An 11,874-nucleotide genomic window follows, 5' to 3' on the forward strand; every position below is an offset into this window, starting at 1 on the left:
TCAGGGTTCTTCTACCTTGAGTCGGAAGTAACGAACTGGACTGTCGTCGACCGGACCTTGTTCCTGTGCCGGTGAGTTTGCGGCCGGGAATGAGGGGGGCGCGGGATTCAACTCGGTCCACTCAACCAGATTGGTGCTGGTTTCGATGTTGAAATCGAGTCCGGCCAGTTGGTTATAGGAAAAGTTCAGCATATTGCCGTCGATTTGGAAATCATACTGGAGACGATCCTGTGCATTGTAGGGATCGGTGCGGGCAATCCGTTCGCGATCGTTGGTGACGCCGTCGCCATCCGGGTCCTCGTCGGGACCGCCGGGATCGGTGGTTTGCTGGGCCCGCCACTCTTCATAGGTCGGGTAGAGATGGAGTTCCTGTTCAATCCAGTCGCTGATGACCTGTTCTGCTATGAGATCGCGGCGGTTGGATCCGATAGGTGGCATGCGTTGAAACGGTGACGTCCCGGCCATTCGGTCGAGGATTACCGAATTCTCGGGTTCTCCGGCCACGGCAAAACAGGCATTACTGTTCCCGTTATCGAAGCCGATTGCGCCGTTGTAGATTTCCGCATTCACGAAGGGGTCCGCCATTAGTCCATTCCAGGCCGAAGGTGTTGCGCTTTCCGGGCGGTGACAATGTGAACAGTTGACATCAAAGTACGAGCGTACACGGGCGTGAAGACTCTGGCTTTCATCGTCAATCGGGAATATGCGGGGAAGAGAGGTGACGTCATCGACGGTATTGCTGAAAAAACCGGACTGTGCCAGCTGTGAGACCTGATTGGTTATCACATTTCCGAACGTATAATCACGATTGAGCTGACGGGTATTGAAGGAGAGGGCGTATCCACCGGCTTTGGTGTGGCACTGCATGCATTCGCTTCGGCTGGGATAGCCCCAGGTCTGCTGGTAGGTGCTGTTATCCGGCTGTGTGACGGTATAGGTTACATTGGTTCCTTCAGCGGGGACCAGATAGGCTTCCGTATCGGTATCATTCCACTGATAAGTGATGCCGTAAATGCCATCTTCGGTTTTTACAATAAACCGGGTTTCCAGGCGCTTCCATACCCCGGGTTCTCCAAGATCGGTGCGCAGATCAAAGTGTTTAATCCATACCGCGCCGGTTGGGAGTTCCCAGTTTTTGTCCCGGGCCCAGCCAGCGTGATCGTTGGGGTCGGGAATGGAGAACCATCGTTGTTTTTCGGCGTCATCGGACCAGAGATCCGCATTGGTTTCGTAGGCAACGATTCCGCTGTTCGGGGTCAGCGAGGCTAGATCGGAAAAAGCCCCGGTATCGGTCAGAGTGGCGGGCAGTGAGCCGGTTGCCGGCCCGCTCGCAGTAAGCTGTTTGATTTTCCCGTCGATATAATCGGCCGCCAGAATCTCTTTGGTGGCGGGATGTTCGCCGAAAGCCACGAGAAAGGATTCTGTTGCAATCACCTCATCGGTGAAAACGCCGGAGCCTTCTTCTGTTTCGGTCAGTGCCCATACGCGGCCATCATACGATTCAGAGAAGATATATTTTCCGAACAGTTGGGGCAGGCTTTCTCCGCGATACACGCGTCCGCCGATAACACTGTATGAACCGGATTCATGAGGGTATTCGAAGATGGGATCGGCCGGGTTGAATCCGGGCGGGGGTGTCGGTGCTCCGATCCTTTCGATGGTACCTTCCAGATAATCCCATCCGCAGTTGTCGCCTTTATTGACCAGATGGATCTCCTCCCGTGCGTTTTCGCCGACGTCTCCGACAAAAAGACGGCCCGTCAGTGGATCAAACCCCATTCTCCAGGGGCTGCGCAGGCCGGTGGCCCAGAATTCGGTCCGGATATTTCCCGTCAGCGGGATTCCGTTATAATGCGTTGCGCCCACAAAGGGATTGTCGGGGGGGATGCCGTACCGGGCGATACCGTTATCTCGGATAACGGCATCCGTGCCCTGATCATCGTGTGGATTGGGTTCCAGGCTCCCCGGTTTTTTATCGACATCAATCCGGATGATTCCCGAGAAAAAATTCAATTCAATATTCTGGCTGTTTTCATAGCGGTCTTCTATTTCGCCCTCGTCACCGAGGGGGATATAAAGGTAGCCGTCCTCTGGCCCGAAATGCAGGTCACCTCCGTTATGGTTGGGGCTGTCATCCGGTTGGTCAATAAGAATGTATTCGGTTGAAAGGTCAACGGTTCCGGAACTATCCCAGTCGACGGGGGCGGTAAACCGGCTTAGTCGGTCCCGGCGAGGAAAAGAGGTCGTGTAGAAAACATAGAAATAGCGGTTACTTTGAAAGTTCGGATGAAAAGCGAGTCCGAGAAGACCTTGGTCATAAGAGAGGCCAATTCGGCTGGAAAAGTCTGCAAATGTCGATTTCTGTGGTGTGCCATCCAGATCGGTGATGCGCATGATTTTTCCTGGCTGCTCGACAATAAAAAGCATATTGCTTTCGCCGGGCGGGCTAACAATGGCAACGGGTTTTTCGAACGGACTGAGCGTAGGAAAGGCATCGGTAAAAGCAAAGCTGTTGTATTCGGGCGCTGCGGCCGGAAGGTTCAGTGTGGTATTGGCTTCGCGCACAAGTTGAGAGAAGGCACTTCCTGTGCAGATAATGAGCAGGATAAAAAGACGTATCAGTCTGTTGGATATATGCATGGGTTGTCCCTTTGCAGATGCGTTTGAATTTTTTTTGATTAAATAGCCCAGGCGAGCAGGAGAGGAATGGTGATGACGCCGGCAATGTGGGTGACGAGCAGGGTGGAGGCAATAAAGTCGGAATCGCCGCCGAAACGTTCACTGAAAATCAGGCTGGTGACGGCGGCGGGCATCGTAGCGATGACGCAGAGAATACCGTATGCGGTTTCCTCCATTGGAATCATTTTAAGAACCAGGATGAAAAGGATCGGGGTGGCGATCAGGCGTAATGCGGAGAGCAGCCAGACATGTCCATCGAACGCGGCTTTGACATCGAGCGCGGCAATGCGGCTGCCGGATACCACCATTGAAACAGCGACAGCGGCGCGGCCGATGGTTTCGGCCCCGAAGTCTGCCAGTTCCAGTATGCGCAGAACCAGATCGGAGGCGATTCCAACATTTGGAATTTCCGGATGAAGCAGATCGCGAACGCAGACCCAGCAGATGGAAAAAATCAGAACGATCAGCGGCGGGCCGAACATCATGCGTATGCCTTCGCTCAGTTTACTGGATCGGTTGAACAGAAAAACGCCGACGGTCCAGACGGTAAGCTCGAAACCCATAGAGGCAAAGACGAGCAGTGCAACGCCTTTTTCGCCCCAGGCGAGCATGACGAGAGGGAGAGGCAGGAACAGATAGTTGTTAATGGTGTTCTGGAAGAGAAAGGCACTGGCACGCTGCCGGTCGATGCCTTTCAGAAATTTGAGTGCAAGGAGGCCGAGCAACAGGCCGGTTCCGGCAATAGCCAGCGCCATTACGGGCATAATCCAGTTGGCCGCAAGTTCCCGGGCATCGAGTTTGGTGACGGAGGAAAAAATGAGGCAGGGATAGATTACTGCGATCAGCACCCGAACCATTTCGGACGTGCCTACTGCGCTGATCATACCGCGTTTTCGGACAATGAAGCCGATCAGCATCAGGATCAGAATAAATAAAATCTGGAGCGCGTAGTTCATAAAATTTCCAATGTCTGGGGTAGGGAATAAGCCGACTCGCCTGGATTGGAAAGTACCATTTTTGTTTTTTAACGTTAAAAGGGTTCGAGCCGGTGCCCGGGATGCGGTAAATGAAACCTCATTATGAAGATAGCATTTTTCAGTACCAAACCTTATGATAGAAAGTTTTTCGATCGGTGTAATGAGGGCTTCGGCCATGAGATTACCTACTTCGATACGCGTCTTGTCCGGGAAACGGTTAAGCTTGCAGAGGGCTTTGAATGTGTCTGCGTTTTTGTGAATGACCGCGTGGATGCCTCTGCGCTGATTGCGCTGGCGGCGCAGGGTACCCGGCTGGTGGCGCTGCGGTGCGCCGGATTTAATAATGTCGATATCAAGAGCGCGAAAGAGCTGGGTGTGACTGTGATGCGTGTTCCGGCGTATTCACCGTATGCGGTGGCGGAGCACACCGTTGGGCTGATGCTGGCACTGAATCGTAAGATTTATTGGGCCAATTCGCGCGTTAAAGAAGGTAATTTTTCACTGGACGGTCTGTTGGGCTTTGATATGCGGACTCGGACGGTCGGGTTGGTGGGTACCGGAAAAATCGGGGAGCGTGTGGCCAGTGTGCTTTCGGGCTTCGGTTGCCGGATTATTGCGCACGACAAAGTGGAAAATCCGGTTTGTAAGGAACAGTTCGACGTCGAATATGTGAGTCTGGATGAGTTATTTTGCACCTCGGATATCATTTCGCTGCATTGTCCTCTTTTCAAAGAAACCATGCATCTGATCAACAGTGAGACGATTTCGAAAATGAAAAAAGGCGTCATGATCATCAATACCAGCCGCGGCGCGCTGATTGATGCCAAAGCGGCGATCGAGGGGCTGAAGTCGGAAAAAATCGGCTATCTGGGCATCGATGTTTACGAAGAGGAGGAGGAACTCTTTTTCGAAGATAAAACGTTTGAAATTCGAACCGACGATGTTTTTGCTCGTCTGACGACTTTCCCGAATGTGGTGATTACCGGTCACCAGGCCTACTTTACGCAGGAGGCGGTTACTGCCATTTCAAAAACCACGCTCGAAAATATCACAGCCTATGAAAACGGCGGCGAGCTGGAGAATGCAGTGATTTCGGACTGATGTCGTTTTTTCGATGACAGGGAATGCTGATTTCCAGCCTTTGGAAAAAGAGGAATTACCGCTTGCATGAGAGCAGGATACGTCTATTATGGCGCGCTCGTTCATGGGAGAAGTGTGTTTCGGCTGAGTGGCCGGCGCTTTGAACATGGTTGTAAATAAAATTAAACAAAAAGGTCAGGGTGCGCGTGTGCCCGCTTTAAACATGGAATCAACAACTAACAAAGACCTGGGTGCGGACAACGCAGCCATGGAAGCAATGTACGACGAAACCCTGAAAAACTTCACGGAAGGTTCGATCGTACCCGGCAAAATCCTGAGCGTAATTGACGGCGATGTGCTCATCGATATCGGATACAAATCCGAAGGCATCGTTCCTGTACAGGAATTCAAAGATCTCGACGAAGATCCCGTCGGCCAGGAAACAGAAGTTTTCCTCGAACAGCTCGAAGACAAAGACGGAATGATCGTCATTTCCAAACGCCGTGCTGAACAGCAACGTGCATGGGACTACGTCGTTAACGAATGTGAAGAAGGCAGCATTGTTGAAGGCACCATCAAGAACATCGTTAAAGGCGGCTTCATTGTTGATGTCGGTGTTGACGCGTTCCTTCCGGGCTCCCAGCTCGATGTTACCCCGGTTCGTAATCCTGACGAACACATGGGTAAAACCTATCAGTTCCGTATCCTCAAGATTAACCTTGAGCGTAAAAACATCGTTGTATCCCGCCGCGAACTCATTGAAGAGTCCCGCCGCGAATCCCGCCGTAAGATCCTTGCGGAAATCCAGGTCGGCCAGGTCCGTCCGGGTGTGGTCAAGAACATCACCGACTTCGGTGCATTCGTTGATCTCGACGGCATCGACGGCCTGCTCCATGTCACCGATATGACTTGGGGCCGCATCAACCATCCGTCCGAGCTGCTTAAGGTCGGCGATGAACTGAATGTGATGATTCTCGATATCGACCTCGAGAAAGAACGCATCAGCCTCGGCCTCAAGCAGACCATGGATAATCCGTGGGAAGAAATCGAAGCCCGCTACCCGATCGGCGGCCGTGTACACGGTAAAGTCGTCAACCTCGCTCCGTATGGTGCGTTCGTTGAGCTCGAAGAGGGTGTCGAAGGTCTTGTTCACGTTTCTGAAATGTCCTGGACTAAACGGATCCAGCGCGCAGCAGACGTTCTGAGCGTCGGCGACGAAGTGGATGCAGTGGTTCTGAATGTCAGTACCGATGACAAGAAGATCTCCCTCGGCATGCGCCAGACCGAAGAAAACCCGTGGGAAGTGGTTGCCGGTAAATACCCGATCGGTTCGCTGGTTGAAGGTAAAGTCCGCAACTTCACCTCATACGGTGCGTTCGTTGAACTCGAAGAAGGTGTTGATGGCATGATTCACGTGTCGGATATGTCCTGGACCCGCAAGGTCAACCATCCGTCTGAAGTCCTCAAGAAGGGCGAAGAAGTTCAGACCGTGGTTCTCGAAATCGATTCCACCAATCAGCGTATCAGCCTCGGCCTCAAGCAGGCGCAGGATGATCCGTGGGCCGGCATTGTTGACCGCTACCCGATCGGTGCGAAAGTCAGCGGCATCGTCACCAAGATCTCGTCCTTCGGCGCATTCGTTGAAATCGAAGAAGGTATCGACGGTCTGGTTCACATCAGCCAGATCTCCGATGATCACGTTGAAAAAGTGAAAGACGTTCTGAATGTCGGTGATACCATTGAAGCCCGTGTGGTGAAAGTGGATCCGGTTGAACACCGCATCGGCCTGAGCGTCAAAGCCGCCAAGGTTAAAGATGACGAATTCGAAGTTCAGGAAGACATGCTCGAAGGACTGCAGTCCGGTGAAGAGCTGGTCGACCTCGGCTCCGCCTTCGATAACGCCTTCGGTGATGCCCTCGAAGAGTGGCACCCCGGTGACAAGAAATAGACTTCTTGCGCTGAATGTTGAAAACCTGCCCGGATTCGGGCAGGTTTTTTTGTGACTTTCGTGCGTGTTTGTGGCTAAATGCGCGCTTTATTTTCTGTAACGAATAAATCGGTTTGAGCAAACACATGAATATTGAAGAGCAAGTTGATTTCCTGACAGCACGGTCGGTGGACTTTGTGAGCCGGGACGAGCTGAAAAAGAAACTCGAAAAATGCGCGGCCGAAGGGCGCGGGCTGCGGGTGAAATATGGTGCCGACCCATCCGCACCGGATATCCATCTCGGCCATGTGGTCGGGCTCAATAAATTGCGCGAATTTCAGGATGCCGGCCATACGGTCGTTTTTATTATCGGCGACTTCACCGGGATGATCGGTGATCCATCCGGAAAATCAGCCACGCGCCCTGCGCTGTCGAAAGAGCAGGTTGCAAAAAATGCCGAGAGCTATAAAGAGCAGGTTTTCAAGATACTCGATCCGGAAAGAACCGAAGTCCGTTTCAATTCTGAATGGCTCGGCGAAATGAAATTTGAAGACGTGATTCGTCTGACGGCCCACGTCACTGTTGCACAGATGCTGGCGCGCGATGATTTTTCCAAGCGCTATGCGGAAAACCGTCCGATCTCGCTGGTGGAATTTCTTTATCCGCTGGTGCAGGCCTACGACTCGGTCATGATCGAGGCCGATATTGAGCTCGGTGGAACCGATCAGCTTTTCAATCTGCTGCTCGGCCGTGAACTGCAGAAAGTGATGGGGCAGGAACCGCAGTGTGTGATGACGCTACCGCTGATCGAAGGGCTTGACGGCGTGCAGAAAATGTCGAAGTCGCTCAATAACTATGTGGGCGTCAACGAAGAAGCGCGCGATATGTACGGTAAATTGATGAGTGTGCCGGATGACCTGATGTGGAAATATTTTGAATATATTCTCTGCTGGCCGGCCGAAAAAGTGGCTGAAACAAAAGCCAAGGTGGAACACGGAGAACTGCATCCGCGTGCGGTGAAGGATATGCTCGGTCAGGGCGTGGTTTCCCGGTTTATCGGTGAAGCCGAAGCTAAAGCAGCTTCCGAAGAATTTACGCGTATCTTTGCGCAGAAGGAACTTCCGGACGATATTCCGGAAGTCATCGTGCCGGCTGGAGAAATCGGGTTGCTCAGCCTGATGGTGCAGGCCGGGCTCTGTAAGAGCAACGGTGAAGCACGACGCCTGATCAAGCAGGGCGCGGTAAGGATTAACGACGAAAAAGTGACGGACGAACGCGCTCAGATCACGCCGGAAGACGGCATGATTATCCGCTCCGGAAAGCGTGGCTTTGCTCAGGTCAAAATTGGATAGGTTCGTGACGAGTGAGCGTTGAGGCGTGATCAGCATCAGGCACACCTCAATCATCACTCATCGCGCAGACAACACGGAGGTTAGATACAATGGCAGGTCATAGTAAGTGGGCTAACATTAAGCACAAAAAAGCGGCGGCCGATTCGGCGCGCGGTAAAATTTTCAGTAAAATCGCCAAGGAAATCATCGTGGCGGCAGCGGCCGGCGGCGGCAATGTGGATGACAATATTCAGCTGCGTGCTCTGGTACAGAAAGCCAAAGGCGTTTCCATGCCGAAGGACAACATCGAACGTGCCATCAAGAAGGGGACGGGCGAGCTTGAAGGGGGGACTCTTGAAGAAGGTTCCTACGAATGCTATGCCGCCGGGGGAATTGCCGTGGTGGTGAAAGTGCTGACCGACAATAAAAACCGCTCGGCATCCGAAGTGCGCCATGCTTTCACCAAAGCCGGAACGGAGCTGGCCCCGCCCGGATCGGTCAGCCGTATGTTCCAGCGCAAAGGACAGATTTTTATTGAGAAAGATCAGACCGATGAAGATACGCTGATGGATGTTGCGCTCGAAGCCGGCGCCGAAGATTTGAAGACGGATGGCGATCAGTTTGAAGTGATTACCGAGCCGAATGATTTTGATAATGTTTCCGATGCCATTACCAAAGCCGGTATTGAAATGGCTGAATCAGAAATTACGATGATTCCGGATCTCGTGACGGAAGTGACGGATGTGGATCAGGCCAAAAAAATTATGGGCTTTATTGAAGCGCTGGAAGCGCTTGATGATGTTCAGGATGTCTATTCCAACTTTGACATTTCGGATGAAATTGCGGCGCAGCTCGAAGCTGAGTAGCACATCTGTGCACAGTGTGGTTGAAGGGCGCGAATTTGTTCGCGTCCTTTTTTGTTTTCAGGGATGCTGTAGATATGGCGAAAGAGACAGTCAGAATTCTGGGGATTGATACGTCGCTGCGTTCGACAGGCGTTGCGGTGATTGAGGTTCGGGGGCAGGATATGCGGGCGTTGGCCTATGGCCGGATCCATAATAAACCAAAGCTTCCGCATTCCCAGTGTCTGGAAAATATTTATAAAACGATTTCCGACCTGATTGAGGATCATCAACCGGACTATGCTGCAATCGAGGGAGCTTTTTTTGCAAAAAACCCGAAAACAGCGATGGTGCTCGGGCAGGCGCGCGGCGCGGCGATTGCGGCTTGCGCGGTGCAGCAGTTGAGCATCTCCGAGCATACGCCGCGCAAAGTAAAGTCCTCTGTGGTGGGCACCGGGACAGCCGATAAAACGCAGGTTGCAAAAATGGTGATGCGTCTACTGAATCTTAAAGAGCAGCCTCAGGAAGATGCCGCAGATGCGCTGGCCATTGCCATCTGCCATCATCATCAGCTGGCTCTTCCGGCAGAGATGCAGGCAAAGACGATTTGAAATGATATTTTTCCTCACAGCGGACTCCAAGGTCACGGCGGACTCAGCGTTATTGTGCTCCAGCGAAGCGGGGGTGAAAAATGATTAAAGATGTATGGGAGACCGAATTTGAGATTCGCTCGTATGATGTGGATACGAATTGTACGGCCCGTTTAGCAGTGTTTTGCAGATTTATGCAGGAGGCGGCCTACCTGCATGCTGAACATTTCGGGCTGGGTCACACCCACCTGGCTCCATCCAATATGGCCTGGGTGCTCGCGCGTATGCGGCTGGAAATTGAACGTTTGCCGAAATGGGGGGAACGCGTAACGCTTCGTACCTGGCCGTCGGGCCGCGATCGTCTTTTTTATTATCGTGATTTTGAATTTACGGATGCCGCCGGCGAAACCATTCTGCTTGCGAGCACCGCCTGGTTTGTCATCGATTACAAAAAGCGCGTGCGGGTCAGTCCTGACTGGTGGACCCGTGCGGATTTTCCGGCCGGAAGAAAGCTCTTTGATTCAAAGCTGTCGAGGCTGAAAACCTGTGGTTGCACTGCGGGATCATCTATGTCGGTGAATTACGGGGATCTCGATCAAAACGGCCACGTCAGCAATATTCGGTATGTGGAATGGATCATGAATAACCTGTCGTTGGAATTTCATCAGTCACACAGGATTCTGGCTCTGGAAGTGAACTATCTTTCTGAAGCGGTCTATGGCCAGGAAGTGTCCATTTGTCAGCTTCAGGACGGTCATCTTATTAACCATGGGATTATGGCCGGCGGAGAAGACCTCTTTCGTGCACAGACGAAATGGAAAACAATCTGATTAACCCAGGAGATGGTGATGATAAACAGAACAAATTTCATAGCAGCAATGGCTGCAGCTTCAGGAACGGTTACTTTTGCCGGAGGGCGTCAGCCGAAACCGCAGTTCAATATTTCGTTGGCGCAGTGGTCCGTCCGTAAGCTGCACCGCGGTGAAGAGCCGGGGGCCGAAAAGCTTTCTCCGCTCGATTTTGCGGTCTATGCAAAGAACTCCTGCGGTATCAGTGCGCTCGAATACGTCAACTCGTTCTATTTCGGGAAAGAGGGGAATGAAGCCTATTTTAATGAACTGAAAAAACGGGCCGATGATCAGGGCGTTAAGAGTTTGCTGATCATGTGTGATCGCTGCGGGCGCGTAGGTGATCCGAAAGAAGCCGCGCGTATAACAACCGTTGAAAAACACAAGCCCTGGATGGAGGCCGCTGCGCAACTCGGCTGTCATTCCATCCGTGTGAATGCGGGGAGCTCAGGGAGTTTTGAAGAACAGCAGAAACTGGTCGCTGACGGACTGATCAGACTGGCGGAAGTTGCGAAGCCTTATGGACTGAACGTGATTGTTGAAAATCACGGCGGTCTATCCAGCAACGGGGCCTGGCTTGCCGGTGTAATGAATCGGGTGAATCTTCCGACCGTTGGAACGCTTCCGGACTTTGGAAATTTCATGATCAACCGTAAAACCGGCGAGGAATACGACCGCTACAAAGGTATGGAAGAGCTGATGCCGTTTGCTAAAGGGGTCAGTGCAAAAAGTCATGCATTTGATGCCGAAGGCAATGAAACGACCAAAGACTATTATCGGATTATGAACATTGTGGCCGATTCCGGCTATTCCGGATACATCGGTGTTGAGTGGGAAGGCGCTGCGCCGGGAACCACCGAAGGGATTCTGCTGACCAAAGCGCTGATTGAAAAGGCCATTGCCGCGTTGTAGCAAAGGTTCCGCCTGCGCCTTTCCGGGGCGGAGCACTGAAGGTAAAAAAGCCGAAGGTCCCGGACCTTCGGCTTTTTGATTTAAGTCGACATCGGCCGATTTTTAGTAGTTTTCGCCGAGCACTTCGAAGTGTGCCTGCGGATGTGCACACGCGGGGCACATTTTCGGGGCTTCTTCGGCTTCGTGAATGTATCCGCAGTTCCGGCACTGCCAGATGACCACACCGTCTTTCTTGAAGACCTTGCCGGCTTCCAGATTGGCGAGCAGATCGCGGTATTGTTTTTCGTGCTGTTTTTCGGCGATGGAAATTTTTTCCCAGATGACCGCTGCGGCTTCAAAACCTTCCTCCCGGGCTTTGGCTGCGAAGGCCGGATAGAGATCGGACCACTCTTCATGTTCGCCTTCAGCTGCCGCTTTCAGGTTTTCTGCAGTGGTTCCGATTACCCCGGCCGGAAATTCCGCAGTGATTTCGCACATGCCGCCTTCCAGCTGTTTAAAGAAGCGCTTGGCGTGTTCTTTTTCCTGATCCGCGGTTTTGGCAAACATCGCCGAAATCTGAACGAGACCTTCTTTTTTGGCCGCGCTGGCAAAGTAGGTGTAGCGCATGCGCGCCTGGGATTCCCCGGCGAATGATTTCATCAGATTCTTTTCAGTTTCTGTACCTTTCAGGCTTTTCATGATGTGTACT

10 protein-coding genes are annotated in these 11,874 nt (G+C 52.3%); 7 read left to right on the forward strand and 3 right to left on the reverse strand.

The genetic code is table 11. The features are described 5' to 3' along the window. A complete protein-coding gene (locus tag P9H32_RS06605) occupies positions 1-2,640 on the reverse strand; it encodes a PQQ-dependent sugar dehydrogenase (protein ID WP_322608097.1) in 2,640 nt (879 codons plus the stop codon). Between the two features lie 38 nt (positions 2,641-2,678). After that, positions 2,679-3,635 (reverse strand): AEC family transporter, encoded by a 957-nt coding sequence (locus P9H32_RS06610; protein ID WP_322608098.1) that lies wholly within the window; start codon positions 3,633-3,635, stop codon positions 2,679-2,681. Between the two features lie 123 nt (positions 3,636-3,758). On the opposite strand from P9H32_RS06610, the gene P9H32_RS06615 reads away from it, so the two are divergent. The 7 genes from P9H32_RS06615 (at position 3,759) to P9H32_RS06645 (ending at position 11,186) form a co-directional block, all read left to right on the forward strand. Further along, positions 3,759-4,757 (forward strand): 2-hydroxyacid dehydrogenase, encoded by a 999-nt coding sequence (locus tag P9H32_RS06615; protein WP_322608099.1) that lies wholly within the window; start codon positions 3,759-3,761, stop codon positions 4,755-4,757. A gap of 202 nt (positions 4,758-4,959) precedes the next feature. After that, complete coding sequence (gene rpsA, locus P9H32_RS06620) at positions 4,960-6,684, forward strand: 30S ribosomal protein S1 (RefSeq protein ID WP_322608100.1); 1,725 nt, start codon at positions 4,960-4,962, stop codon at positions 6,682-6,684. 125 nt (positions 6,685-6,809) lie between these two features. Beyond that, complete coding sequence (gene tyrS, locus P9H32_RS06625) at positions 6,810-8,015, forward strand: tyrosine--tRNA ligase (RefSeq protein ID WP_322608101.1); 1,206 nt, start codon at positions 6,810-6,812, stop codon at positions 8,013-8,015. An 89-nt stretch (positions 8,016-8,104) separates the two neighbouring features. Next, positions 8,105-8,860: a YebC/PmpR family DNA-binding transcriptional regulator gene (locus P9H32_RS06630; protein ID WP_322608102.1), complete on the forward strand. Its 756-nt coding sequence runs from the start codon at positions 8,105-8,107 to the stop codon at positions 8,858-8,860. A 74-nt stretch (positions 8,861-8,934) separates the two neighbouring features. After that, complete coding sequence (gene ruvC, locus P9H32_RS06635; RefSeq protein ID WP_322608103.1) at positions 8,935-9,447, forward strand: crossover junction endodeoxyribonuclease RuvC; 513 nt, start codon at positions 8,935-8,937, stop codon at positions 9,445-9,447. An 80-nt stretch (positions 9,448-9,527) separates the two neighbouring features. Then, on the forward strand, positions 9,528-10,256 hold the full coding sequence (locus P9H32_RS06640) for an acyl-[acyl-carrier-protein] thioesterase (protein ID WP_322608104.1): 729 nt from the start codon (positions 9,528-9,530) through the stop codon (positions 10,254-10,256). A gap of 18 nt (positions 10,257-10,274) precedes the next feature. Further along, positions 10,275-11,186, forward strand: coding sequence for a sugar phosphate isomerase/epimerase family protein (locus P9H32_RS06645; RefSeq protein ID WP_322608105.1), 912 nt, complete (start codon positions 10,275-10,277; stop codon positions 11,184-11,186). A gap of 102 nt (positions 11,187-11,288) precedes the next feature. Here P9H32_RS06645 and rbr read toward each other — a convergent pair whose 3' ends face one another. After that, positions 11,289-11,864, reverse strand: coding sequence for a rubrerythrin (gene rbr / locus P9H32_RS06650; protein ID WP_322608106.1), 576 nt, complete (start codon positions 11,862-11,864; stop codon positions 11,289-11,291). Positions 11,865-11,874 lie beyond the last annotated feature (10 nt).

It is taken from the genome of Pontiella agarivorans (assembly GCF_034531395.1).
In the GTDB taxonomy this organism is placed as follows: Bacteria; Verrucomicrobiota; Kiritimatiellia; order Kiritimatiellales; family Pontiellaceae; genus Pontiella; species Pontiella agarivorans.

What these genes read in the sequence shown, in the direction of transcription:
- P9H32_RS06610 (WP_322608098.1), bottom strand. Translation starts at nt 3,635, where the DNA reads ATGAACTACGCGCTCCAGATTTTATTTATTCTGATCCTGATGCTGATC.
- P9H32_RS06640 (WP_322608104.1), top strand. Translation starts at nt 9,528, where the DNA reads ATGATTAAAGATGTATGGGAGACCGAATTTGAGATTCGCTCGTATGAT.
- P9H32_RS06615 (WP_322608099.1), top strand. Translation starts at nt 3,759, where the DNA reads ATGAAGATAGCATTTTTCAGTACCAAACCTTATGATAGAAAGTTTTTC.
- ruvC (WP_322608103.1), top strand. Translation starts at nt 8,935, where the DNA reads ATGGCGAAAGAGACAGTCAGAATTCTGGGGATTGATACGTCGCTGCGT.
- tyrS (WP_322608101.1), top strand. Translation starts at nt 6,810, where the DNA reads ATGAATATTGAAGAGCAAGTTGATTTCCTGACAGCACGGTCGGTGGAC.
- rpsA (WP_322608100.1), top strand. Translation starts at nt 4,960, where the DNA reads ATGGAATCAACAACTAACAAAGACCTGGGTGCGGACAACGCAGCCATG.
- P9H32_RS06630 (WP_322608102.1), top strand. Translation starts at nt 8,105, where the DNA reads ATGGCAGGTCATAGTAAGTGGGCTAACATTAAGCACAAAAAAGCGGCG.
- rbr (WP_322608106.1), bottom strand. Translation starts at nt 11,864, where the DNA reads ATGAAAAGCCTGAAAGGTACAGAAACTGAAAAGAATCTGATGAAATCA.
- P9H32_RS06645 (WP_322608105.1), top strand. Translation starts at nt 10,275, where the DNA reads ATGATAAACAGAACAAATTTCATAGCAGCAATGGCTGCAGCTTCAGGA.
- P9H32_RS06605 (WP_322608097.1), bottom strand. Translation starts at nt 2,640, where the DNA reads ATGCATATATCCAACAGACTGATACGTCTTTTTATCCTGCTCATTATC.